The sequence below is a fragment of the Thermophagus sp. OGC60D27 genome (genome assembly GCF_052400625.1).
In the GTDB taxonomy this organism is placed as follows: Bacteria; Bacteroidota; Bacteroidia; order Bacteroidales; family Marinilabiliaceae; genus Thermophagus.
Map to the genome: position 1 here is coordinate 104,736 of NZ_JBQTGH010000010.1, position 25,891 is coordinate 130,626.

The 25,891-nt window shown below is 41.1% G+C and carries 16 protein-coding genes and 1 tRNA gene; 5 read left to right on the forward strand and 12 right to left on the reverse strand.

Annotated elements, in window-relative coordinates:
• Positions 1-122: 122 nt before the first annotated feature.
• From ACT29H_RS13075 to ACT29H_RS13095, 5 genes are all read left to right on the forward strand, one after another.
• Positions 123-3,071, forward strand: a complete 2,949-nt coding sequence (locus ACT29H_RS13075; RefSeq protein ID WP_444822086.1) for a glycoside hydrolase family 2 protein — start codon at positions 123-125, stop codon at positions 3,069-3,071.
• Between the two features lie 133 nt (positions 3,072-3,204).
• Positions 3,205-4,293 (forward strand): sugar transferase, encoded by a 1,089-nt coding sequence (locus ACT29H_RS13080; protein ID WP_444822087.1) that lies wholly within the window; start codon positions 3,205-3,207, stop codon positions 4,291-4,293.
• A 38-nt stretch (positions 4,294-4,331) separates the two neighbouring features.
• Positions 4,332-7,322 carry a glycoside hydrolase family 2 protein gene (locus ACT29H_RS13085; protein WP_444822088.1) on the forward strand — a complete coding sequence of 997 codons (2,991 nt, stop codon included), beginning with the start codon at positions 4,332-4,334 and terminating at the stop codon, positions 7,320-7,322.
• Entirely contained in the window at positions 7,319-9,415 is a 2,097-nt protein-coding gene (locus tag ACT29H_RS13090) for a hypothetical protein (protein ID WP_444822089.1), read from the forward strand. The genes ACT29H_RS13085 and ACT29H_RS13090 overlap by 4 nt, the downstream gene beginning before the upstream one ends.
• A gap of 78 nt (positions 9,416-9,493) precedes the next feature.
• Positions 9,494-10,978 (forward strand): family 43 glycosylhydrolase, encoded by a 1,485-nt coding sequence (locus ACT29H_RS13095; protein WP_444822090.1) that lies wholly within the window; start codon positions 9,494-9,496, stop codon positions 10,976-10,978.
• A gap of 93 nt (positions 10,979-11,071) precedes the next feature.
• Here the strand turns inward: ACT29H_RS13095 and ACT29H_RS13100 are convergent, their stop codons facing one another.
• The 12 genes from ACT29H_RS13100 to serB all read right to left on the reverse strand — a co-directional run bounded on the left by ACT29H_RS13100 (position 11,072) and on the right by serB (position 25,772).
• Positions 11,072-11,689: an ankyrin repeat domain-containing protein gene (locus ACT29H_RS13100; RefSeq protein WP_444822091.1), complete on the reverse strand. Its 618-nt coding sequence runs from the start codon at positions 11,687-11,689 to the stop codon at positions 11,072-11,074.
• Positions 11,690-12,202: 513 nt separating this feature from the next.
• Positions 12,203-14,521: a multiheme c-type cytochrome gene (locus ACT29H_RS13105; protein WP_444822092.1), complete on the reverse strand. Its 2,319-nt coding sequence runs from the start codon at positions 14,519-14,521 to the stop codon at positions 12,203-12,205.
• Between the two features lie 4 nt (positions 14,522-14,525).
• Entirely contained in the window at positions 14,526-14,996 is a 471-nt protein-coding gene (locus tag ACT29H_RS13110) for a QcrA and Rieske domain-containing protein (RefSeq protein WP_444822093.1), read from the reverse strand.
• Between the two features lie 27 nt (positions 14,997-15,023).
• A complete protein-coding gene (locus ACT29H_RS13115) occupies positions 15,024-16,298 on the reverse strand; it encodes a cytochrome b N-terminal domain-containing protein (RefSeq protein ID WP_444822094.1) in 1,275 nt (424 codons plus the stop codon).
• 408 nt (positions 16,299-16,706) lie between these two features.
• Positions 16,707-17,399: an ATPase gene (locus tag ACT29H_RS13120; RefSeq protein ID WP_444822095.1), complete on the reverse strand. Its 693-nt coding sequence runs from the start codon at positions 17,397-17,399 to the stop codon at positions 16,707-16,709.
• A 58-nt stretch (positions 17,400-17,457) separates the two neighbouring features.
• Positions 17,458-18,159: a hypothetical protein gene (locus ACT29H_RS13125; protein ID WP_444822096.1), complete on the reverse strand. Its 702-nt coding sequence runs from the start codon at positions 18,157-18,159 to the stop codon at positions 17,458-17,460.
• Between the two features lie 384 nt (positions 18,160-18,543).
• Positions 18,544-18,819 carry a helix-turn-helix domain-containing protein gene (locus ACT29H_RS13130; RefSeq protein WP_444822097.1) on the reverse strand — a complete coding sequence of 92 codons (276 nt, stop codon included), beginning with the start codon at positions 18,817-18,819 and terminating at the stop codon, positions 18,544-18,546.
• A gap of 247 nt (positions 18,820-19,066) precedes the next feature.
• Positions 19,067-20,197: a hypothetical protein gene (locus ACT29H_RS13135; RefSeq protein WP_444822098.1), complete on the reverse strand. Its 1,131-nt coding sequence runs from the start codon at positions 20,195-20,197 to the stop codon at positions 19,067-19,069.
• 76 nt (positions 20,198-20,273) lie between these two features.
• Positions 20,274-21,533 carry a site-specific integrase gene (locus ACT29H_RS13140; RefSeq protein WP_444822099.1) on the reverse strand — a complete coding sequence of 420 codons (1,260 nt, stop codon included), beginning with the start codon at positions 21,531-21,533 and terminating at the stop codon, positions 20,274-20,276.
• Positions 21,534-21,806: 273 nt separating this feature from the next.
• A tRNA-Arg gene (locus tag ACT29H_RS13145) sits at positions 21,807-21,880 on the reverse strand.
• Positions 21,881-22,313: 433 nt separating this feature from the next.
• Entirely contained in the window at positions 22,314-23,900 is a 1,587-nt protein-coding gene (gene asnB / locus ACT29H_RS13150) for an asparagine synthase B (protein ID WP_444822100.1), read from the reverse strand.
• A gap of 648 nt (positions 23,901-24,548) precedes the next feature.
• Complete coding sequence (gene serB, locus ACT29H_RS13155; protein ID WP_444822101.1) at positions 24,549-25,772, reverse strand: phosphoserine phosphatase SerB; 1,224 nt, start codon at positions 25,770-25,772, stop codon at positions 24,549-24,551.
• Positions 25,773-25,891: the final 119 nt, after the last annotated feature.

The window sequence follows — 25,891 nt, forward strand, 5'->3', positions numbered from 1 at the left end:
GGGGTGAAGGAATACACTATCATACTTTGTCCCGACTTTACCTCTTTTTATGTCTTTTAAATATTGTGACCGGCCAAATTAACCATATTTCCTGTATATGGAATGTTTAATTTAACAAAACTATGAAGCTATCGTTGCTTTTTTTTCTGCTGACTTTTAGTTTTTTATCTTCATTGAAAGCTCAAGCTAATCGGGATTTTGTGAATTTATCAGATCTGGACTGGAAAATATGGTTAGATTCCGAGGCTGAATGGGAGAATGACAGTCTGTTTTTACCACCCGTTCAATTGGAAGATCTTCCATACAACAGGCCCACCTGTGGATGGAGTGGTTTGTTTGATGGTCGAGGAAAAGCCGTTCATTTACCGGCCACTGTAGAAGAGCATTTCTGGGGTTTTAACGGTAATAAATACGGAGTTGCAGGTAATTACAAAGGAGTGTCATGGTTTTTCACTGAGATGGATGTTTCCGAATCGTTTGAAGGGAAGAGAGTTGTGCTTGACTTTGAAAGTTGTCGGATGAGAGCAGAGGTATTTGTTAATGAGCAGTTGGTTGGATATGATCTGATTAACGGAACTCCTTTTTCGGTTGATGTGTCCCGGGCCTTAAAGTATGGAGGGAAAAATAGAATTGCCGTTCGGATAACTGACCCGGATGGTAATTTTGAGTGGATGGATTTTTTCCCACATAAATGGGGTAACTACCAGATTCCACCAAGTCATGGTTTCGGTGGAATCACCGGAAGAGTTTTTTTGAGTGTTACCGGACATTCTTACATAGAAGATGTATTTGTGAAAAACACCCCTCAGGTAAATAGTATTGATCTGGAGGTTTCGCTGGCACAAGCAGATGGAAAATCACTTGAGGGTATTTTGATGTTTGAACTATGGGAGAAAGGAAAGGCTGATAAACCGGTTGTTAAGAAACAAATGCAAGTCAGCTCGAATAGAGCCTCACCTGTTGTAAAAACTTCTTTGGAGTATGAAAAGGCCAGGTTGTGGTCGCCTGAAGATCCAAATCTCTACGAGCTTCAAGTTCATTGGCTTCCTGAGGAGGGGGATAAGCATCAGTTTAATCGAAAAATTGGGTTTAGGTGGTTTGAGGTAAAAGATGTGGAAGGCGACAAAATGTTTTTCCTTAATGGAAGAAGGGTCGTAGTTCTTTCATCCATTTCCTGGGGTTTTTGGCCCATTAATGGTCAGTTCCCCGATTTCGGTTTGGCCAAAAAACAAATCGAAACAGCCAAGCTTTTGGGCTTAAATATGCTCAATTTTCATCGGAACATCGGGCATCCCGAGATTCTGGATCTGGCTGATGAAATGGGATTGCTTTATTATGCTGAACCGGGAGGCTACAAAACAGGAGCGGCAGGCTCGGGCTTCATACAGGAATGGAACCGGCAGAAATTGTTTCGCATGATTCGGCGGGACAGGAATCACCCTTCTCTCGTAATCTATAACATGATTAATGAATCAGGCCGGGATCCGCTTTCTCATGAAAAAGAAGATATTGTCAGAGCTCATAAAATTGATGAAACCCGAATAATTACTTATACCTCAACCAATCTGTTTAAAAAATTTCATGGAGGAGCTATGCCATGGGATACAGCAGGGGTTAAAATGCACATGCTTCCCTACGATGATGAGGTGCATTATTACGGATGGTGGGATGAACATCATCCGGACGGGCCGGGAAGTTACCGGGATGAGTTTTACAATGGGCCCGATAATTTTCACCGCAACTCGAATAATGCTTCGGAAATTGTTCAATGGGGAGAAGACGGAGCTATTGGAACACCGCCCCGACTGCAGTTAATGGCTGAAAAAATAAAAGAAATTGGTGAAACAGGGTACGATGGTGATTCTTATCTGAAACAATATGAAGCCTATAATGATTTTCTTGATGAGAACGAATTCAGAAATGCTTTTCCTGAAGTTGATGATCTAACCACCTCACTTGGAAATGTTGCGTTCTATTATCAGGGGCGGATTATTGAAAATATCCGAATCAGTAACACCGTGGATGGTTATTATGTAAACGGTTGGGAGGGGACTAAAATTGAAAATCATTCCGGGATAGTTGATCCTTTCCGAAATCCCAAAGGAGATACTAAATTGATTAGCCGCTATAATCAGCCGTTATATGTTGCAGTGAAAGTACGCGATAAAGTTGTTGAGAAAAACAGACGGTCTGTCGTTGATTTCTATATTGTTAATGAGGAAGATCTTTCCGGCAATTATCAGCTTCACATTACTGCTGAAGATTCTTCAGGTGTCTTTTATGAAAAGGCTTTTCCTGTAACAGTAACAGGAGGAACTACTTATGGCGAACTATTGGTAAGTGATATCAGTCTTGAAATCAAAAACGCAGGCTATGTTACTGTCAAAGGAGTTTTGATGAAGCATAACAACGCATTGGCTTCCGGAAGTGATCAAATATTTGCCGTTGATCCGGTCGTGGACAACCTTCCGATGGTTGCTGTTTACGATACGAGCGAAGTGGTTTCAAAAATGCTTCAAGCTGCCAATATTGATTTTAATGCATACGATAAAGGGTTTCCCAGGGAGAAGATTATCATCACTGCAGGTATGCCGGAAAGTATTTATTTCAATCATTTCCACATACGAAACAAAATGCTTGAGTGGGTAAAAAATGGAAATACTTTGATTGTACTCGATGATCCTGCTGCCTATCTTACCTTTTTGAATTCCAAAGAAATAGTTGATTACAGGGGAGAGAAAGAGATCAGGGGGAATTGGTTCGGAGGGAATTTCTTCAACAAAAAACACCCATATTATAATGGATTACCTGTCAATACTGCATTTAATTGGGAATATCAGGTCTTTGCTGATTTCAAAAACGACCGGAAAGGCATGCGTTTAAAAAATGGAGAGACAGTTGTAGGTGTTTATGCTGATCATCAGGCGGAGCTTTATTCTGCATTGAGCATCTTGCCCTGTGGAAAGGGAAAAATTGTTGTAACTACCCTTGATTTTGAAAGAGCTCTTGCTGGCAATAAGAAAGCAAGTGTAGTAGCCAGGCGATTGCTGAAAAATATCATAAAGTATTAATGATGTTTCTTGTTTTTAGAATGTCTCTAAAAGATGATTTGATAAAATACGGATGTGTAGGTTCTATATTATCCAAGACGAAACATCAGGGCAGTAGCGGAGAATTTATTTTCGTACTTAAATGAAATCAACAATGATCAAGAGGAAAGTGAAAGATCAAAGGAAATTGGTATTGCTCTTTTTTCAAATTCCCAATAAGGTGATTTTGTCAAGCATCCGGAAATATTTGAATTGTCATCAATACAGTCAGTTGGAGTATTTTTGTGATGTAAGGTTTGTTATTTCTTATTCATATTCCGGGAAAGTAGAGCAATTCTTTGATTCTTTGGATACCGATCCCGTTGATGAGCTTATTATAATTGGTTATCCCTGGAAGATCGAAATATCTCAGGAACTACTTTTAAAGTTAAAATTTTCGGGGGCTGTCATAAAATTTATTCCGGTTGATATAAGTCTTTTCTCCGGTCTTACAGGCATGAAAAATATTAGTGATCTTCCACACATCCGGTTGTTTTCTGACAAGATTAATTTTATTGATCAAATATTGAAAATAATATTGGCCAAAATAATTTCCTTAGTAGGAATCATTTTTTTAGGAATTCTTCTGCCTTTTATTGCTTTGTTAATAAAGTTTACATCGGCTGGACCTGTTTTTTACAAGCAAACAAGATTGGGGAAAAATGCACGCCCTTTTACACTTTACAAATTCAGAACGATGGGGGTTTCTGCAGAAAAAAACGGGCCCCAATTGTCAGGGGAATATGACCCCAGAATTACCAAGTTAGGCAAGTTTCTTCGCTACTGGCATATTGATGAACTACCTCAATTCTGGAATATACTAAAAGGCGATATGGCTCTTGTTGGTCCTCGGCCTGAAAGACCTTTCTTTGCCCGTTTGCTGACGAATAAAGTGCCTTATTACAAAATTATTTATCAGCAAAAGCCCGGACTCACCTCTCTGGGAATGATAAAATACGGATACGCCAGCAGTATAGAGGAGTTGACCGATCGTTTGTATTATGATATGGTTTATCTTAATTATCCCACTTTTTGGATGGATCTAAAAATTCTATTTAAGACCATTCGATATATCATTCTTAAAACGTTTCATGATCCGTCACAAGAAAGAAACCTCAGACGAGATGAGGATTTGAAAGCACAATCAGGTACTATTGACCCACATGTCAGATGGTTTTCAACTCAGCATCAAGCAAAAGGGTGAATTCGATTCATCTATGAAAATCTTAAAAAAAACGAAAAATGAGACAGAAATTATTTTTTGCAGTTGTTGCTTTCAATTTCTTTATTGGGGGGAATATGTTTTCTCAAAAAGTAATTGATTGTTCATCTCTGACCTGGAATATCTGGTTGGATGAAGCGGCCCAGTGGGTGGATGATTCTTTATTTCTTCCGCCGATTAATGTAGCTGAATTGCCGGTCAATGAACCGACCATTGGGTGGGAGAAGCTATACAAACAAAAAGACACTCAGACAAACCTTCCGGCAACTGTAGAGGAATATTTTTGGGGAGAAAACGGGAACAGCACAGGTATTGCAGGAAACTATACCGGTGTATCCTGGTTTTTTACCTCAGTGGAAGTACCAAAAGAATGGAGGAAGAAACATGTTTTTCTGGATTTCGAAAGTGTCAGGGTTCGGGCTGAGGTTTTTGTAAATAATAAACTGGCTGGATATGACTTGATTAATGGAACACCTTTTTCTGTAGATGTTTCTTCTTTTGTTGAACCTGGAGAAATGAATAAAATAGCTGTCCGGATAACCGACCCTTGTGGCAATTTTGCATGGCGGGACTGGGATGCTTTTTATTGGGGCGACCAACTTATACCGCCCAGTCATGGTTTTGGAGGTATTACCGGAGGTGTTGTTTTGCGTGCCGAAGATGACACTCATATTTCTGATGTTTTTGTGAAGAATGGCCCTGATCTTAAAGCTATAGACCTGGAATGTACTGTCACTGCACTGAAGGGAAAAGGAGAACAAGGGAAATTGAGTTATCAGATACTGGATTCCCGAAAGGAACTGGTTAAACAAGGAACTATCAGGGTCGGTGCTTTCGATAAAACCAAAATAATTACTGAGCATATTGAAGTTGAAGATGCATTGCCCTGGAGTGTTGAAAATCCGGTGTTGTATTATTTGAATATAGATTGGGAATCGGAAGGAGGAGACCGGGATATTGAAAATGTGAGATTTGGTTTTCGGTGGTTTGAAGTTAAAGAGGTTGGAGAGGATAAAATGTTTTTTTTGAATGGGCAACGCATTGTACTCCGGAGTGCCATATCCTGGGGACACTGGCCTGTTAATGGTATTTATCCAACTCCTGAATTGGCTGAAAAACAGATAACCACTGCCAAAAAACTTGGACTGAATATGCTTAATTTTCATCGCGGTATAGGGCAGACCCTTGTTTTAAATTATGCCGACGAATTAGGTCTTTTATATTATCAGGAGCCTGGGGGATATAAGCCGAATGAGACAGACTTGCTGCAGAGGTGGAAGAGGGAAAAATTGTTGAGAATGGTCAAAAGAGATCGGAATCATCCTTCCATGGTAATCTACAATATGATTAATGAGTCGGCCCGGGAGCCTTTTGAAAATGAGCTAAAAGATATGGCAGAAGCACACAGGGTTGATGAAACACGCATAATCACATTTACTTCTACTTATTTCGGGCCTAAATTTCATCAAGGTGAATGTCCCAAGACGCCCGCACCTTTTAAGTCCCACATGTTGCCTTATGATCACACTATTTATGATTTTGGATGGTGGGATGAACATCATGCAGGCGGACCGGGAGTATATGCCGATGATTTTTACAATAAACCCTCTGATATTTATCGTCATTATGGTCATCCTGAGGAGATTGTGATGCTTGGAGAAGATGGTGCGATAGGCACCTTGCCCAGATTGGAGTTTATAAAAGAAGAACTGAATAAAAATGATAAAAGAGGTTGGGATGGTGATGCTTACCTTCAGATGTATGATGTTTATGATGAATACATAAAAAATAAGGGCTTTGAAGAAGGTTTTCCCTCGGTGGATGCTTTAACAAAAAGTATTGCTAAGAATGCTCATTACTATCAGGGGCGAATTATTGAGAACTTCCGGATTGGAAATACCGGGGATGCTTATGTCGTGAATGGGTGGGAAGACACGAAAGTTGAGAACCACTCCGGAATTGTGGACATCTATCGAAATCCCAAAGCGGATGATTCTATCATGGCTTATTACAATCAGCCTCTTTATGTTGCGGTTAAGCTCAGGAATAAGGTTTCAGCGGTTAATAAAAGTGTACTGGCTGATTTCTTTATTGTCAATGAGGAAAACCTGCATGGAGATTTTAATTTAAAAATAACTGTTTCCGATACTCTGGGGGTTGTTTCTCACAATCTTATTCCCGTTGTTGTTTCAGGAGGAGTGAAATATGGGGAATTGCTGATGGATGAATTTGTTATTTCACCACGTCATCCTGGATATAGTTTGGTGAAGGCGGAACTTCTGAAAGGACAGCAGGTTATTGCTAAAGGGCGGGAGTTGCTATTTGCACTGGATGAGCCGGTTTGGAAATTTGAAAATGATTTTGAAGTGGCAGATACCTCCGGAAACGTTCAGAAACTTTTAAATTTAATTGACGGGATAGATTATTCGGAATACAGTGCACGGAAAAGACGCCCCGTAAAAAGTGTTTTAATTGTAGGGGAAGATATTCAACCGGGGTTTGTCAAAGGTAATTTCAGAATGGATGATCCAATAATTGACTGGATATCTGAAGGCAATACGATGCTTGTAATTGACGGAGCTGATAACTGGTGTAATTATTTCGATGACAAGGAAATTATTGAGTATCGCGGAATGGAACACATCGACAGAAATTGGTTTGGTGGAAATTATTTTGTCAGAGAACATCCGCTTTTTGAAGGATTGCCTGTAAATACTGCCTTTAATTGGGAGTATCAGTCCCTTGCACGGTACAATCGCGAAAGGTTTGGATTAAGATTGCCGGATGGGGAAAGTGTAGTGGGCGTTTATGCCGATCACCGTAAGGAAGTCTTTACAGCTGTTGCTGTTATTCCAGTTGGAATGGGGCGTATTATTGTTTCAGGTCTGGATTTGAAAGGAGCCATTTCAAGTGGAGCCAGGTCGGCTATTGTGGCCAGAAAAATATTAATGAATTATTTGAAATATTCACTTAACGGTGAGCGGGTGACATTTAAACAGAAGTTGAAATGAGATCAGAATTGGTATGGAGAATAACTTTTCTCTTGATTGTTGCTATTGGTGCATGTAATCCGGCCATCGGGCAGCTCAAACGAATTTTTGAAATAACGGAAATCGACGGTGCTTTTCACTTTCAGGTAAAAGAGGAGGGTAAAACCATCCTTTCAGAGCCTGCTGAAGGTCTATGGAGCATTGGCCTTGGATGGGATAATAATTGGATTAAAGAATGGAAAAATATTTCTCCGAAACATTTTGAGATATCGGGCCCGAATCACATATTGGCGGGTGAAATTGAAATAGCGGGTGAAATATTAAGCTTAAGAGATGCCTACGCCATGGTGAAACCAGGTGTTATAAAATGTACACGCCGGTTCCATTGGACGGGGGAGGATACGCTTAGAGAAGTAACGTTAAGTGTCCGTTTCAGTTTGAAGTCCAAAGCGGTTAAGCCATTTCTCCCTGGGATCAATTATTATGGCAATCCCTCTGGTGCCAGAAGTGGTAATGTGCCGGTTTTTGGTAATCAGGAAGGAGAATATCATCTATTTGAAGAGCACCGGTTTCCAATGCCCTTTGCTATGCTAGAAAAACAGGGGGATGATGGCGTGACATCTGTTGCTTTACATTCTTTACCATCTCTTGTTCCTTATGCCAATAAGCAGGATCAATGGTGGTCTTTAGGATTGAAAGGAGGACATGAAACTACCGAATTGGTAGCTTTGTCAGGGCCCACAGCTTCAAATGGAATGAAAAGTGTAATAAAAGCTTTTCAGGAAGGAGATATCTGGGCTTCTTACAATGATGCTTTTCTAAATATTGCTCCCGGAGGAATTGTTGAGAAGACCTTTTACATTGAGGTAACTACTGGTTCCGAAAAAGGCAATAGCTTCACTGGTCCTGTACATACTTCAATTGACCTTTTTCAGCCGGTTGAATTAAAAACCTTTCCTCCTATTAAGGATATACTGGCTTCAAAATATCGTTTTGCAGAATCCCGATGGATAGAGGAAGGCAAAGCCAGTGGATTTAATCAATTTGATAATGCGTTAAAAAAATATTTGGTATTGGGATGGGTTGGTCAGGCTGCTGCTCCGGGGTATGCATTTCAGGTACTGCAAGATGATGTTGGAAAGCCTTCTGAGGTGATGGAAATGGCCCAGAAATCCCTTGATTTTATCAGCGACATAAAAATGCGTGAAGACGGAAAAGGATTTTATACCTGGTATTCTGTTGATGACCAAAAATGGGTAGAGCGCATCTGGAAACCAATGCCTGAGATTTTATCACAGGGACAAGCTATGAATAATATGGCCAATGCAATTAATGCTTCAAAAAAATCCGGATTGGATCCTCAAAAATGGGAAAGTTTTTTGAAAAAGGCCTCAGATTTTCATGCTCAAAGAATTTTATCCCTGGAGTGGAAGCCTGAATCGACCAATGAGGGGTTCTTTATTGCCCCTTTATGTAAAGCATCTCAAATACTGAAGGATGATAAATATTTGCAGGCAGCATTAAAAGCAGGCGATCATTATTATAATAGGCATTTCAATATGGAAGAACCTTATTGGGGAGGTACGCTGGATGCCAGTTGCGAAGATAAGGAAGGAGCCTATGCCGCATTTCAGGGTTTTTTGGAATTGTTTGAAACCATAGGAGACGAAAAATTTCTTGAAGCTGCCCAACATGCTTGTGATGTCGTGTTGTCTTATACTTATGTTTGGGACGTTGATATGCCTGCCGGACGGTTGAGGGATCATGATTTTAAGACAAGTGGATGGACGGCAGTCTCGGTTCAAAATATGCACATTGATGTATATGGAGTTTTGATGACACCCGAAATTTATCGACTGGGACAAATTACAGAAGATGAGCAGCTCAAAGAACTTGCCCTTTTAATGTATCGTAGCTGTGGTCAGTTGATCGATCCTTATGGTAGTCAGGGAGAACAACCTCAACAAACAAATTACAGTCAGGCGCATGTGGAAGGAAAGAATCCCCTTCAATTCAGAGGGGGGTATATTGAGGATTGGACTGTCTTCTGGATAACAGCTCATTTTCTGAATGGTGCTGCAGGGCTGAAAGAACTTGGAGTGGAGATCGAATAAAAAATGAATATTCCTGCTTCTTAGCCTTTCCCTTGTTTTGATGTGGAGCTATTTTAGAATTATTAAAAAAGAAAATTTATGAAAAAATTTGAGCTTTTTATTCTGAGTCTTCTTTTCTCTGGTGTTGCCTCTGCCCAGGGTAAGCAGATTAATACCAAGCCTTATCCATATGGGAATCCCGTAATAACCCACATGTATACTGCCGATGCAGCACCAAAGGTCATGCCTGACGGCCGATTGTGGATGGTTACTTCGGTTGATCATGCAGATGGGGGCGGATATGCCACCATGCATGCCATCCATGCTTTTTCAACTTCAGATATGGTGACCTGGGTGGATCATGGTGAAATTTTGGGAGTGGAGGATTTTGATGTTCCTGAAGGTGAAGACTGGGCCTTGTGGGCTCCAGATATCGTTTACCGTAATGGAACCTATTTCCTTTATGTGCCGATGCGCAATATCCTGGCTGACGGATCCAAAGAGCGATACATTGTTGTTGCGGAAAGTGATCGCATGGATCAACGTTTTACAATCACTAATCACCGTATGGAGGGGGTTGAAAGAGCTGGACTTGACCCGTCTGTCTTTATTGATGATGACGGAGAGGCTTATCTTTATTGGAATCAGGCTTTGATGGGGAAGCTGAAGGATAATATGCGTGAAATTGATGGTGAAATGTTTAAGCTTGATTATGGGGCAAAAAACTTTATGGAAGCAGCCTGGATGCACAAGCGAAACGGAAAGTATTACTTCAATTACCATACAAAATACGATGGGGATGTATCTAAAGAGAACCCTGATGATCAGAATCGTACGAAATCTCATCTGGATTATAGTATGGGGGATTCACCTACCGGTCCACTAAAACACATGGGGCCCATAAATTATGAGTTGGGCTATAATGTGGATAATGGTCCTAAATTACCCGGATATGATTATGTCCCCTGGCGTTTAACCCAATCCAATCATGGTGCGGTTGTTGAATACCATGGTCAGGAATATTTCTTCTATCATACCTCGGCTCTATCTTCATGGCGCTTGGATGAGTTTAAGGACAAAGGGAACTGGACGCAGCGCTCTGTTTGTGTTGATTACCTTAATTACAATGAAGACGGATCGGTGATCCCAGTAAAACAAACTGTTGAAGGTGTCAGGGAAATTGAAATAGAACAACCTTTTTCTATAGCTCTTGCCTGCAAAAAATCAAAAATGGAAAATGCAACGATTGAAAATGGAGCTTTTTCAGTTAATGGGACAGGAGTTGTAAGTTTCAAAAAAGTTGATTTGGGAACTGGTTATTACTATTTCGAAGTGGACCTGGATAAACCTGTTAAAGAGGGCCGGATAGAAATAAGAAAAGGTGGTAAAGACGGACTGCTTATGGGAACATTGTTGATTAATGAAGAGAGTTCTGTTGTTAATAACGGGAAGGTCCAAACCTTCCTTCGTGAGGCAAGAGGGAAAAACGATATTTATCTGGTTGTAAAGACTGAAGGTCCGGAAACGATTAAATTTTCGAATCCCCGGTTTTTCGCAGGTTCTCCCAAAGAGGTGATGGATTAGTTTTCAAAAAATAATCGGGTTATGTTCGCAAATAAAAAAGAGGTTTTTCTGAAATAGAAGAACCTCTTTTTTATTTTAAGGGTTGGTTTCGGTTTATTTGTCTTTTTGATTTTGTAGTATTTCCACGATATCGGTATGATTGTTTTGTTTTGCGAATGCTTCTGCGTCATCGCCATCATCATCGGTGAGGGTCGTGTCGGCACCTTTCTCAAGCAACACTTTCACCACTTCAATATTTCCTTCAGCAGCTGCGTACATTAGCGGTGTAAAATGTTCTATTTGATCTTTGGAATTGATTGCTGCACCATTTTCCAGCAAAAGACTTACAGTTTCAGGGAAGGCGCCTGATGCCGCAAAGTGCAAAGGAGTCAGCCCTTTGTTGTCTGGGATGTTTACGTCTGCGCCGTTTTGTAGCAATACCTTTATTACATCTGTATGCCCGTTAAAAGAAGCAAGCATCAGGGACGTATGTCCGTCAGGATTGGTGGCATCCAGATTCTCATTATTATTTATGTGAGCTTTTACTGCTTCCAGATTCCCATTGAAAGCACTTTCGTGGATTGATACCAGTTGTTGATTGGTCCCTGTATTTTCTCGTTCTGCAGTTTCCTGTTTGGCGTCTGTTGTTTGGTTCTTTTTACCTGGTTTGGTCTGGCAGCTAATTATGAATATCATTAAGAGCGGAAGGATGATGAATTGAATGGTTTTCATACTTGAAAATTTTTTAAGTTTAAAATAATGTGGGTTAATTATGTCTTGCTGAAAAAGTCAGCATTCCCACTTTTGATTTCTTTACATTGTCCTTTTTGGCATTGCCCCAAAAAGAACGAAAAAAGTCTAGTCCGCTTAAACCTATCAGCCCGCGAAAGCCAAAATTTCCGGCCATTGCGCAAGGCCATGAAATTCGCCCATTTTGGCTTCCCGCCATCCGCCGGCCCGGAAAGCGGACAGGCCACCGCGTCTTTGAATAGTGAATCTTTTTAATCACAAAAGGATTCTTTCGGTTAGAAAGATGTTAAATTTTTTTTTCTCAAGTGCCGACTAAATTCAAGGTTTATTTTAAAGAAAGGCACTCACGGTGAGTGGTTTGTAATTAGAGCCTTATGTGTTATTCTGCTGCACCTGATTATGCGTTGTTAATTTCTATAATGTTAATATCTTTATGCAATATCCTTTCAGCCCCTGAGTGAGTTGTCTGCTTCACGTTGTACCGACAGAGTATTATCAGTCAGACAAAGAGTTTTCCAGCTGTTTCACTACCTGCTCTACCTCTGTAGCTTCAGGGTAATCCTCCAAAATCTCTTTTCCAAATTGTAATGCTTTTTGGCCGTAATTGTTGTCCAGATAAAACCGAAGTAGCTCCGACTGGCTGTTTAGGTTATCCAAAACTTCAATTTCGTTTAAAAGAAATTCTTCAGCCCTTTTCTTGTCCTTCATGAAGTCGTACATCATGGCAATGTTGTGATTGACTCTTGGTCTTTCCGGTGTCATCTCTCTTACTTCGAGTAGTGTATTCAGGGACTCTTCGTATTTGCCTACTTCGGTGAGCAGTAGCGCAAAAGAAAAGCGCGCATCTGCATCCTCAGGAGTATCCTCGATGTATTCACGAAAAAGTTTTTCCGCCCGGTCGTTTTGTCCGGCCCGGTTGTACAGATAGGCCAGGTTTAGCTTAATGAATACCAGTTCTCTGTCTTGTTCAAGGGCGGCTTTGTAATACTTTTCAGCTTGATTCAGTTGATTTTGGTTATAATAAAAATTGGCCAGATTCAACTTTCCGGTAGGAAAGTCAGCGTTGTAAAACAGCACTTCCTGATATTCCTCCAGTGCTTTTTTGTAAGCACTCTTGTATTTTCCGGGAATCCGGTCTTCTCCTGCCTGCATCAATCTTTGAACCGATTCTGTTCTTACTGCTTTGGTGGCATCGGTTAACCCCGTCAGCAGACGTTCAATATTTTTATCCGTTTGTTGTTGAATGCTTCGCATGGCGGACAGTCGAAATGAAGGATCCATGTGTGTGAGGTAATTGTCGACCAACGGTTCGAGAGAATCAGGGAAGTAGGTACCCAGATCCTGGATGGCCAGACTTCTGATATTGGGAGGGTAAAGATCATTTTCTGCAATAAATTTCAGGTTACCTGCCGCACGGGGTTTTCCCTCTTTTGCATCGGCGAAGGCCTCAGCATAGTGGTATCTTCTGCGTTTACCAAACCATTCTGTAATGTATCTTTCCGACCATTCATTGGTCTCATTGGCATGACATTGATTACAGGCATTTGGCGTGCCGTTTTCAATGGATAAGTCGGGGCGAGGAATTCGAAAGCTGTGATCATTGCGATAATCTACACCCATGTAATATTGTCCGTGCATGTGACAATTTACGCACTCGGTTCCGGAGCCTACCTCGAACTTCACTCCGGATTCTGAGATAACGGCCTCTCCGGATTCTCCGGCTCGTTTGTGATGATGATGATCATAAGTATCATAGATATCGCTGCGATGGCACTGAAAGCATAGCTCATTGTCATCAAAAAGACGTTCTCCGCTATGTACGTTGTGACAATCGTTGCATTGCACTTCACGCTCGTACATTTTACTCTGGAGGAAAGAGGCATAAACGTAATCCTCATCCTTGATTTGTCCATCCACATGCCAGCTGGGTTCATCGGGCAAATCGGGGATGACATGATCATAAATACTGGCGGCAGAATGATCAAAATCCCCCAGCGAACTTTTGCGGGAGTGACAGCGAACGCAGTTGTCCACATACTGAACATGATCAATCCCGCTGGTTTTAACCTCCAGCCCATAATTGGTGAAATCCTCTCTCGAGTATTCAGGTAAGTTGGCCCATTCCACGTGTCGGGAGCCGGGACCGTGACAGGCCTCACAGCTCACATCGATTTCTGACCATGTGGTGTTGTAAGAATCGGTTTCATGATCATATCCTTTTACCAGGTTGGTTGAATGACATTCAGCACACATGCCGTTCCAGTTCTGAGCCTGATTGGTCCAGTGCAGCCAGTTGTCATGATCGATGTTTTCCTCTTTGTAGATAGAATCGGCCATGTGATACCACACACTATCCACCGTATTCCAGGTGATGGGAAGAGTCTGAAGTCGTCCCCTGTCAAACTCTACCAGGTATTGCTGAAGAGGGGTATAACCGAAAACATATTTCACCTCAAATTCCTGCATCTGGCCGTCTTCCCCATCGGTATAGACAAAAAACCGTTCCCCTTTTTTATACATTTTATGGGTTTTCCCCTGACCCTCTAATGTCTGATCGGAAAAGTTGCCCAGCACAGTGGAATCATTGGCAACATCCATGGCCATATCATGATGGGAGCCCACCCAGTCGTTGTATTCACCCAGGTGGCAGTCCTTACAGCTCTCTTTCCCGACAAAATCAGCACGTTGCTTTTGTTGAAATGAAATCTGATCCGGAGTACTGACTGCCAGTTTTATACCCAGGTAAGCAGGAATCAGGAATATAATCACGACTCCCAACCTTCGGGTGTTTTTTTTGTATGATGAAAGCTTCATGATTTTAGACGTACTTTATTTGTGAGGGATCGTGGCTGTTTCGCTTAACCGGATGATTGACATCCACCAGTACATGATTGTCCTTAAAGATAATAGGATAGAAGTCAAGGGGGCGGTTGGCCGGGGGGGAAAGAACCTGCCCGTTGGTGTTGAATGCTGAAGCATGGCAGGGACATTCGAACCGGTTGTGATTTACATTAAATTGAACCGTACACCCCAAGTGTGTGCACCTGGATGATACCGCCAGAAAACCTCCGTCGCTCAATCGATGAAGATAAAACTGTTCCGATCCGAAGGGATACATTTTCCCGTTTTCAAAAAAAGAAATATCCCCTGCATCGTAATATTTCTCAATGTCAGTATTTTTTTCACCGGGTTTCAGCAGACGAAAGATGATGTATATAAACTGCAGGGTGAGCAGCCAGTATAAAAACTTTCTGAAAAAATTGCGTCTGTTTATTTTAATCCTTTCCATTGCAAAACAAAATTTACACACTCATGGTTAAAAAATAAGCTGCATGCCTTCACCTCTGAGTAGGCTTCCGGTGAGGGTCATTGTGATATAAGCCGAGAGGATAATGCTGACAATCCCAATAATCAGCTCTATTCGATTGGCTTTATATCTTTTGCCGATGAATACAACAAATCCGGAGGCAGGGAGCAGATATAATAAAGTTGGAAGCAAGCCGGTACTTAAAAATGATGGCCAGTCAGCCAGCCGGTTACTGAAATCAAATACCGTGTCATTGATGATGACAAAAATAAACGTGAATATGGCGGAGAAAATTGCAGAAACAATGGTGATTTTCTTTCCATTAGGGGAATGAAACCAAACACCGGGTTTGAGTTCCGGGAATTTAAAAAACGGAATAGCAATAAAAAAGGTGGTGACTGCCAGTGGGATGATGAAAGATCCAAAAACAGGATGTACATGCATCAATAATTCCTGAAAGCCCATAAAATACCATGGAGCTTTGCTTGGATTAGGGCTCACTGTTGGTTTGGCCTTATCGAGAAGAGGTGCATCCACAAAAATAGAAAACAGCAAAAGTGCCAGAATGATTATCAGGGTAACATAAGCTTCTTTGTAGGTGAGATGGGGATGTGTATCCACTTTTTGTGGCTTTTCTGCTTTTGGGAGCGCCACTCCTCCGGCCTTTCTGACCAACCAGAAATGTATGGTCATGAAAAAGACCATCACCAATGGCAGCAGACCTGTATGAAAATGATAGAACCGCAACAATGTTGCTTCACCCACAGAGTCTCCATCCCTAATCAGACCGGCAAGGTTGTCACCCAGAAGAGGAATGTAACTCAAAAGATTAGTCATGATGGTCACGGCCCAGTAAGAGAGCTGATCCCAGGGTAACAGGTAACCTGTAAAGTTGGCGCTGACAACCAGAAACATCAGTAAAAGGCCATAAAGCCAGTTTTTACGTCGCTCCTGGAACAGGGATTGTGAATAAAAAACCCTTACCAGATGAAGAAAAGCAACCACTACAAGCATCATGGCACTCCAATAGTGAAGATTGCGCAGTAAGTTACCAAAAATGATGTTTTCCTTAAGATTGAGAATAGAATCATGAGCCTGACCAGCTGAGGGAATATAAACAAATCTCAGCATCATGCCTGTTATAAAGAGTAGCGTAAACAATAGCGCTGCGATCCCTCCCAGCCCGAAGGTGCGATTAAAGGCAATGGCACGGGTGTCGATTTTTAAAGGGTGAAGGTGTAGTATGAATTTTTTTATGCTATTGGCTGTGTCTGGCTTCTTCATTTGGTTTTAATTAATCTTTTCATAAACAAATAATGATTGTTCATGAATTTAAGTCTTTGACTTTCCTCCTGATTGTGATTTTTAATTCTTTAAGGTGGCTGTGTCGGTAATTTGATGATGTTTATTAATGATCAGTTATTGAAGGGAGATGATTTAACAACTGACAAATAAAACATACCAGCAAATGTTTTGAATAATCTATAAACAAATATAATCATTTGGTCTGGGAAAAATTGCTGCAATAGTTTAAAAGTATTTGTTACTGTTAATTTTGATACGGTTTAAATAAGAAATGTAGATGAGTGATTGAAAATTGAGTTTAAATTGCTGAAATTAAAAAAAAAACAGCATTGTGGGGTATTTGTAGGGAAAGGAGGTGATATATCACACTTTTTTCTTTTTATTCTCTTATTTCCTTTTGTCTGGGGTATTTGCTGGAAAGGCGATAAGATTGCACATTTCCCGAAGTCGTGATCTTACTCTGGAACCATAAACATTCTCAATTTCGTCAGCAGAGAGGTTGGTGGTAAAATGTGTTAATCTTTGATGACGGATGAAGTTTTCATAACGGGAAAGAATGATTTCTGCCATTACGTTACATTCCTTTCCATAATGGGTAAGGATCTGTTCGGTTCCGAGGTCGTCAAAGCAAAATGTTTTGATGATTTTTGGTTTTGAACCTGCCAAGTATGTGATACCAGAATATCGGCGAAGGATTTCAAATCCATTTTTTTCAAATTCAAAAGCAATGTCGCGACATGGTTTCATGAAATGGGGTGCCTTTTCTTGTGAAAAATGTCGCATTAGATTCATAAGTGATGTTTTTCCGCTACCAACCGGGCCGGTGAGGAGGATTCCTTTTTGGAGATTTATGCCTTTGAGGTCAGCTGTGACTTTGTCGCGAAGAAACCACGCCAGTAGTTTTCCTATCACCTGGGTATCGTTAGGGTATAGGAGGAAGAAATTTCCATACGTTTCTCTTCCTTTTTGTTGGAGGTATGTGAATGCTTTTTGGTAGTAGGGGGACATGAGGTTAATGGTTACCGGGGGATTGGGCATGGAGTAGTGAGCAAGGCGCATGGGGCATGGAGCCTGGAGCATGGGGGGTGGAGGTTGGGGGCTGAGTGTTGGTAGAGGTATTGTTGTTCATGGTGTGAGATTAGAGGGGGGTGTTGTAATTTTTGTTTTGGTTGAGTTTGTGATTTCCCGGAACTTGCTGAGGTGGCTTTTTTCTTCGGTTCTTTGTTTTTTGGGGGTTGAACTTCAGGATGTTGATGATCCAGTTACGGGCGGCAGCCTTCCAGTTGATGATGGGGTTAAATGAATTGTTGAGCCAGTTTCGTGCTTCATAATAATTGAAGAATTTTTCTGCTTCCATCTCCGGAGCTTTTTTTTCGTTGAAATAGATTTTGACGTGTTGCAGGTTGGTTGGAGCACCCTGGGATGCTGATTTTTTATTTTCAGTCGCGTAAGCAGTGAAATTTTGAATTTGAAAATTATTTTCTGTCTCATTATATATTGGTTTATTGTTTATATGTTTATAAAAAGGGGGCATGACTTGTTCCCTAAATAAACTAGTCGGGAACATGTAAATTTTACTGCCGAAAACTCTTGAAGTTGACTGTTCATATTTGAAGTATCCCCAGTCTGCCATTTCTCTGATTGTTTTTGCATAGGTTTTAGGCGATTTGATTTTGGCTTTTTGCATGATGAGCTCCCTGTTTACCTGGATAGGGTTGGTGAATCCGGTATGGTTCCACTCCCTGAAAAGTGCCAGGTAGATCATTACATGGTAGGGGCCGAGTCGTTTGTCGTGATCGAACACCGCGAATATTAGATTTAGGTGTTTGATGTAGTTCATTGGGTGGTTTTTTTGTTTTCATTCTCCATCCCGGAAACCGGGCTGGCCAGCACGCTGTTTGAATAGAAACTTTTTTTTCTTAAAAAAACATTCTTTGGAATTGTGGGTAAAGGGATTTCATCCCTTAGACCCTGAATTACTTTTTTTGTCTTGACACAAAAAAAGTAATCAAAAAAAGGTCAAGACTGAGCCAGCTTTCGCACTAAAAACTACAGTTCTTTTATCGAAATCGTCAAAACTCATCTCGCTTGCTGTGCGCACGAGATTCAGACAGAAACGATTTTACGATAAAACAAGCTTGTTTTTAGGCATATCTGTCAAGGTCGGATTCTTCAAGCCAGGCGATCCGTTCAAAAATGTGTGGGTAATTGGTATTTTCTCCTTCTAACGGACCATGTTTTGGTTTAGGAGAGCGTCAATATCGTCTTTGTTGTAATAGATGACACCATTTATACGGGTAAAGGGTAAGGTGCCATTTACTCTAAGGTTCTGGAGTGTTCCTGAAGAGATGCTTAGGAGTTCTTTCACCTGGGCTGAGCGCAGCCACTTTCGGCCATCAGTGGAATTTGTTGAAGTTTCTTCCAGAATGGCTCTGATTTCGGTGATGAGGTCTTCCTTTAAAAGGCGAAGTTCCTCTGTTGTTACAATTTGAATACTCATAATTTTTCCGATGAAGTTTGAGATGCAACAAATATGAGAAACTGAGGAGAAAATTATGGGTTGCAGTGGGTTGCGCAACCCAACTGCAACTCCTGATTTTATAGGGGTTGGAGGGTTGAAAAAAAGTGAAATTTAACATTTGGGTTGCAGCTGGTTTTTCGGGAGATTTTTTAATAATTTCCTGAAAATGGTTTGTGATGCTTATAATTGTTGGGTTTTGGGATGAATGGAGTTGTGATTTGTTCTTTTACTTGTAATTTAGGTCGTAAAGAATTTCGTTGATTTTTTCATCCCAAGTTTTGATGATAGACTTGAATTCTTTGAGTGATTTTTCGTCGGGGGAGTAGAATTTATTGCGCAGGCTGGATGGGGAGATTTGTTCCCTGTTTTTGAGTTCCAGGAGTGTAGCCAGTGAGTTTGTGAGTTCTGTTGACGATGCATTAATGATGTGCCCCTGTTCATGGAGTAGTCTGCACAGAATGCCCAGGTGACTGACTTTGAGAGAGGTTTGCAACCTGGTTTTTGAGTAAGATTTTTGGGATTCTCTTAATTCATTAGGCTGAATGGTACTTGCTTTTTTGTCAAAATATTGTATTCTGGAATTGATGGCTTTTTGAAAAAAGCTTTTTGTAGAAGGGGTCTTATTGGAGTACATCATAAATGTTGTGCGGGGTAAGTCTGAAAGACAAATTTTTAGATTATGAAGGATGTCTGATTTTTCGAGGGGAGATGGTTGTTTTTCTAAAAGGGTTTTAATGTAATTGGTGAGATATGCCTGGAAAGAGATTGTGTTGAGATTTCTGGATATCAGAAGGCATATGAGGTCACATTCAGTATCATAAAAGTGGCAGTTTGTTGAAAGAAATTCGTCTAGCCACTGGTGATATCTGGATAAATAGAAATATCGATAAAACCGAATGTTTTTTTGTTTTTCATAATTGGACCGGATTGGTTTCAGCGTGACGTTTATCAAATTATCCGGAATTCCTTTGTCCCTCAGCCTGGCATGAAGGGTTGGGTGTTTGTTTTTTAACTCTTCGCGAAGTAATTCAGCCATGTATCGCGGGGTGTTCAGTTGATAGTTGAACAGGGTTTGGTAATTGAATTCGAGGAACAGGATGAATTCTACGAGTTGATTTAACGGGCTGGTTGCTGGTTCTTTTTTATTATAGCTGTCATTCATGATATGCGAAACGATATCAATAAGGTATGACAAGGTTTGTTTTTTCTCTTTGGTTGAAGAAGGTTGAGCTGCCAGCTTGAAAACAAATGTTTTGAAGGAGGTAATTAATTGTTTGAGTTTACGCTCATCTTTGAGGTATGGAATGGAACCGGCTTTAGATACCAGGTCCTCAAGAAAAACCAGGCTCTTTTGCATTTTAGGGTGTTTTGGGTTAAATATTGGTTTTGGTATGTTAAAAGTAGCCTGATTTTTCTATAAAACAAAACAAATGCTATTGATTTGTTTTTCTATTAGATTGGAAGTCTGGTCTTTCCAGTTTGTTTCTGAGTGATTGCATATCGTTTGCAACTTTATTCTCTATTACTCTGGCATAAATTTGGGTGGTCTTGAGGTCTGTATGCCCCAGAATCTTACTAACGGTTTCGATGGGAACGCCATTGCTTAAGGTGACGGTGGTTGCGAAGGTGTGACGGGCCATGTGAAAGGTGAGGTTCTGTCTGATGCCTACCAGGTCGGCAATTTCCTTGAGGTAGGCATTGGTTCTTTGGTTGCTTATTCTTGGAAATAGCCAGGTGGTTTCTTCCAGAGTTGGGTGATTGGTGTATTTGTTTATAATGTCTTTGGCTTTTCTGAGTAACGGCAGTTTTATGGCTGACTTTGTTTTATGTCTCTGAAACGAAAGCCACTCCTGACCGTCTATTCCTTTAACCAAATTGTCATTCATCAGGTTTTGAATGTCTATGTAGGCTATTCCTGTATAACAAGAGAATACAAATAAATCTTTGACGAGTTGAATCCTCTGGATTGAGAATTCTTTGTTTTCCAATTTCTCTAATTGTTCTGCATTCAGATATTCTCTTTCTTTTCGCTCATATCTGATTTTGTAGTTCTTAAATGGGTTTGTTTGTATCCATTCGAGTCGCTCAGCGAGATTTAGCATTTTTCTAATTCGGCAGAAGTGTTTCATAGCGGTATTCGTGTGCATAGCTTCTGCACTATTCAAGCCTGTCTTTTTTCTTAGAAATAGCTCGAAGTCAACGAGTGTTTTGTAATCGATGGTTCTTAATGGGATGATTTCGGTCTTTTTCTTTTTGCTAAGGAACTCATTGAAGTACTTCTGTGTAGTCTGATAGTGAGCAAAAGTGGCTTTGTCGAGCTTCTCCCTTTCTGTCAGATTGTGGTATTCGAAAAGGTCCTTCGTGGTTTTTAAGGTTTCTTCATCAATTCCAAAATAGAGGTTTTTGAGGTAGGATCCTGTAATGACTTTGTTGTTCAGGAGGGATTCGGAATAACATTCCCAAAGTCTTTTCCTGATTTTGTCGAGGTAAGGATTGATTTGAGCAGCTTCTCTGGATTTTGGCTTTACCTTTCCTGCTTCCTTATTCCACAATTCCGGAGAGATAAATCTCTTGATGGAAAATTCGGTTCGCTTGCCATTGATGGAAATGCGGGCATAGATAGGTGCCTGTCCTTCAGTCATTCTGGCGGTTCGAATGATGAAGCTTACTGTAAAATTTTGAGCGTTTGCCATGATTGCTGTGTTAAATGTTTGACAAATTGTTCACCGGAAATTGCTCCGGAAACGCTCAAAATTCATCGGAAAAATGAAATGAGAATTTTTGTAACAAACAGAAAACCAGTTGTTCGTGGCGATGCTGGTGAACAAAGTTAATAAAATAATCTGTTCACCAGTTTGTTCACCATCATTGTGTTTTTTGATGGTTTTTGATGAATACCCCAAAAACACAAAAAGCTGAAAATCAAACGATTTACAGCTTTTTGGTTTTGGATGAATGTTAAAATGTGATCCGGGCGGGATTCGAACCCACGACCGACAGCTTAGAAGGCTGTTGCTCTATCCAGCTGAGCTACCGGACCAGCATTTCAAATGCGGTGCAAATATAGAAAAAAGTTATTAAAGTCCATGGGGGAGGGGATAAAAGTTGCACCCATTAGGAAGACCAAATGGTTTGACGGAAAAAGATGAGAGCTAAAAGTTATTGATAATTAACAGAAATTGATGGGTATTGATAGATTTCATTTTTTGACACGATTTTTTTAAAGAAAAAACCATGCATGAAAATGATCTTTTTTTATGCTTCTGTTTCTTTGTTTTTTTGAAAATGGAGTTTAAATATTGAAACCGGAAGTCCCGGGAAAAAGTATTCCCGAAAGCTTCCGGTTGGTACCAGATCAAAACCTCTAACAATTTTCAATACTGGTATGGGATGCAATAGTTGATGGAACTATTGATGGATATAATAAAAGGTTTGGTTGTTCATTTATTGATGTGGGTTCCCCTGCCATTACCTTATTCCCCACTTTTCCCATAGTTTGGCAGCACTCTGGCACTGGGATCATCCACATTGCAGTTTTCCCACTCTTTGTTGGGCATCCAGAAATCTTTGATCAGATCGGCACGGCCGGGGAAATGACTTTCAAAAATGTCGCGGTACATCAGCGATTCCTTGGTGAAGGGGGTGGCAAAGGGATATTTTTCTTTGGCCTGTTTCAGGTCTTCATCACTGTAGAGCTCTTCCGCATAGGCTTTCAGATTATCCACTACACTATGCCCTACGGCATCCGAGAAGGCTGCTTTTTCACGATAAAGAATATCCTTTGGTAAATAGTCACCCTCAAAGGCTTTTCGAAGTAAATATTTTCCGATGCCTGTGTAGTTCATTTTCTTTTCGGGCCCAATGGCCATTACGTATTCCACAAAATCCAGGTCGCCAAACGGAACGCGAGCTTCCAATCCGTTGGAGGAGATGCATCGATCGGCTCGAAGTACATCGTACATATAGATTTCCGTCAGACGTTTTTCTGCCTCGGCCTGAAAGGCTTCTGGCGACGGTGCGAAGTCGGTGTACTTATACCCGAATATTTCGTCGCTGATTTCACCTGTCATCAGCACTTTGATGTCGGTATTCTCATGAATGTATTTACTGACGAGGTACATGCCCACCGAAGCCCGGATGGTGGTAATGTCCCAGGTTTCGATATTATAGATCAGGGTGCTGAGGGTGTCGAAAATATCTTGTTTTTCAAATAATACTTCGGTGTGGTCGGCGCCCAGATAATCAGCTACCTGGCGGGCGTATTTGGTGTCGATGGGCCCATCTTTGATGCCTACGGCAAAGGTACGGATGGGCTTGCTGGTCATCCGGGCGGCAATGGAGCAGACCAGACTGGAATCCAGTCCGCCACTCAAGAGGAAGCCCACCGGGGCATCGCTGTCCATCCGTTTTTCGACGGCTTTGGTTAGGCGTTGGTTGATTTCTTTAAATATGGTTTCTTGTTCATCGTCATGAAAGGCCTCTACTTTGGCTATATCGCGATAACAAACAAATTTTTCGCCATCGTAACAATAGCCTGGAGGAAATGGGCGTACTTCTTTGCAAATGTTATGTAAGGCTTTCATTTCGCTGGCAAAAAGGATTTCCCCTTTGGCATCATAGCCGTAAAACATGGGGCGGATGCCTATGGGATCACGAGCTGCCAGATATTTATTCTTTTGGCTGTCGTAAATCACGCAGGCAAATTCAGCATCTAATGCTTTGGCCATCCCAACAATCCCTTTTTCCAGGTATAGGGGGATCATTACTTCGCAATCGCTGGATGACTTGAATTGAAATACAGGTTCATATATTTTTCGGAGTTGCCGGAAATTGTAAATTTCTCCGTTGCATACCAGACTGATGTGTTTGTATTCCAAAGGTTGATTACCATTATTGGAAAGATCCATGATTTTTAATCGGTGAAAACCTATCCACCCATTATTTCCAAGATCTTTTATGATTGTATTGTCCGGACCTCGGTATTGCAGATTTCTGAAATCATGAGCAATCTGCAATCGCTGCATTGCGTCGTCTCCGGTGTAAACGGTAAATCCACACATGGTAATCGGTTTTTGGTCGTAGAAATTATTAATTGTAATTAAATCCTCAGCAAAAGTAATAAATTAAAATTAAAAACAAGCAAATAGCTTACAAAAATATCGAATAATGGCAAATTAGGTTTCGATTAGAATATTTAAAGGGTGAAATGCTTAAGGATTCGAAAAACGCTGATGCTGTTATGAGGGAATATGGGGAAATGAAGGATAAGGCTTAGCGCATAGGGGTAAGGGTAGAAAGGTGAAAGGGGTGGATGGTAACCGTGGGGTGGCAGAGAGTTCACCCGAAGCCGGAGGATAAAGGTCAGAAGCTAGAGGACGGGGCAGTCCGAAGCCAGAAGCCAGAGGTTAGGTACAAGGCGGTGTTAGTCAGATTTTTGAAAAAAGTAGATATAGATAGTTGTTTCTGGTTACTGGTCCATGGTTTCGGGTTATGGGGTTAGGAGGATAGGTTTATTATATGTAGATACAAATGGAAATAAACAGAAATAAGTTGTTTGTGTGAATGGTAGTCTGGCTTTGGAAACGTGGATGACTCACTAAAAACTACTTATTTTATCTGTATTAATTATATATCAATGTACCCAAATATCTGACTTTTGGCTTCTGACTTCTTATATCTAGCCATCTAAAAATCTTACATCTAAAAAACTACATATTGATTTCCCTGTCTCTGAATCCCAACAGGTAGAGGATGGCGTCCAGACCAATGGTAGAGATGGCGTGTCTGGCCGAAGCCTTAACTTTGGGTTTGGCGTGGAAGGCAATGCCTAAACCTGCTTGACGGAGCATGGGCAGATCGTTGGAGCCGTCACCCACGGCAATGACCTGTGCCAGATTAATATCTTCCTTGAAAGCAATAAGTTTCAATAGTTCGGCTTTCTTTTGGCCATTGACGATTTCGCCCACATGCCGGCCGGTAAGTTTTCCGTCTTTTATTTCCAATTCGTTGGCAAAGACATAGTCGATGCCCAGTTTGTTTTTGAGATAATTGCCGAAATAGGTGAAGCCACCCGAGAGGATGGCGGTGCGGTACCCGTATTTTTTCAGGGTTTTGAAGAGTCTTTGGGCCCCTTCGGTCAGGGGTAACGATTCGGCCACCTCTTTCATGACCGATTCATCGAGGCCTTTGAGAAGAGCGACCCTTTGTTTGAAACTTTCGTCGAAGTCGATTTCGCCACGCATGGCCGCCTCGGTTATGGCACTAACCTTATCGTAAACACCTGCCCGTCGGGCCAGTTCATCAATAACTTCGGTCTGTATAAGGGTAGAATCCATATCAAAGCATACCAGACGGCGATTGCGACGGTAAATATTGTCTTCCTGAAAAGCAATATCTACGCCTGTGGATGAAGATATTTCAATAAAATGGTTTTTCATCTCCTCGATGTTGGCCGGTGTTCCCCGAACCGAAAATTCAACTACCGATTTGGTTTTTCCGTCCGGATCATCAAGGGGAATACGTCCGCTCAGTCGCGTGATGATATCTATATTGAGTTTTTGTCTGGAAATTTCCTGGGTGACTGCGGCCAATTGACGTGCAGTAAGTTTGGGCGACAACAGGGTAATTATGTAGCGTTCTTTCCCTTGATTATCCACCCAATCCTGGTATTCTTTTTCACTAATGGGGGTGAACTTGACATGAAGTCCTATTTCGTAGGCCTTAAAGAGAATATCTTTGAGGATAGGCGAAGATTCCGATTTGGCAGGGACTTCAAACAAAATACCCAGGCCCAGATTCTGATGAATCACCGCCTGACCAATATCCAGAATATTAACATTGTATTGTGCCAGGATACCGGTTAAGGCAGCGGTTTGCCCCGGCTGGTCTTCGCCGCTGATATTCAGTAATATAATTTCTCTTTTGTGGCTCACGATAACTTCAATTGTGAAAATTAACAGTCACAAAGATATTAGTTTTTAGTTCATTTTTTCTTAAAATCGACCCAATCATTTTAACTTCCTCTTACGCTTTTATAATAAAACTTTCTGGT

What these genes read in the sequence shown, in the direction of transcription:
- ACT29H_RS13075 (WP_444822086.1), top strand. Translation starts at nt 123, where the DNA reads ATGAAGCTATCGTTGCTTTTTTTTCTGCTGACTTTTAGTTTTTTATCT.
- ACT29H_RS13080 (WP_444822087.1), top strand. Translation starts at nt 3,205, where the DNA reads ATGATCAAGAGGAAAGTGAAAGATCAAAGGAAATTGGTATTGCTCTTT.
- ACT29H_RS13085 (WP_444822088.1), top strand. Translation starts at nt 4,332, where the DNA reads ATGAGACAGAAATTATTTTTTGCAGTTGTTGCTTTCAATTTCTTTATT.
- ACT29H_RS13090 (WP_444822089.1), top strand. Translation starts at nt 7,319, where the DNA reads ATGAGATCAGAATTGGTATGGAGAATAACTTTTCTCTTGATTGTTGCT.
- ACT29H_RS13095 (WP_444822090.1), top strand. Translation starts at nt 9,494, where the DNA reads ATGAAAAAATTTGAGCTTTTTATTCTGAGTCTTCTTTTCTCTGGTGTT.
- ACT29H_RS13100 (WP_444822091.1), bottom strand. Translation starts at nt 11,689, where the DNA reads ATGAAAACCATTCAATTCATCATCCTTCCGCTCTTAATGATATTCATA.
- ACT29H_RS13105 (WP_444822092.1), bottom strand. Translation starts at nt 14,521, where the DNA reads ATGAAGCTTTCATCATACAAAAAAAACACCCGAAGGTTGGGAGTCGTG.
- ACT29H_RS13110 (WP_444822093.1), bottom strand. Translation starts at nt 14,996, where the DNA reads ATGGAAAGGATTAAAATAAACAGACGCAATTTTTTCAGAAAGTTTTTA.
- ACT29H_RS13115 (WP_444822094.1), bottom strand. Translation starts at nt 16,298, where the DNA reads ATGAAGAAGCCAGACACAGCCAATAGCATAAAAAAATTCATACTACAC.
- ACT29H_RS13120 (WP_444822095.1), bottom strand. Translation starts at nt 17,399, where the DNA reads ATGCTCCAGGCTCCATGCCCCATGCGCCTTGCTCACTACTCCATGCCC.
- ACT29H_RS13125 (WP_444822096.1), bottom strand. Translation starts at nt 18,159, where the DNA reads ATGAACTACATCAAACACCTAAATCTAATATTCGCGGTGTTCGATCAC.
- ACT29H_RS13130 (WP_444822097.1), bottom strand. Translation starts at nt 18,819, where the DNA reads ATGAGTATTCAAATTGTAACAACAGAGGAACTTCGCCTTTTAAAGGAA.
- ACT29H_RS13135 (WP_444822098.1), bottom strand. Translation starts at nt 20,197, where the DNA reads ATGCAAAAGAGCCTGGTTTTTCTTGAGGACCTGGTATCTAAAGCCGGT.
- ACT29H_RS13140 (WP_444822099.1), bottom strand. Translation starts at nt 21,533, where the DNA reads ATGGCAAACGCTCAAAATTTTACAGTAAGCTTCATCATTCGAACCGCC.
- asnB (WP_444822100.1), bottom strand. Translation starts at nt 23,900, where the DNA reads ATGTGTGGATTTACCGTTTACACCGGAGACGACGCAATGCAGCGATTG.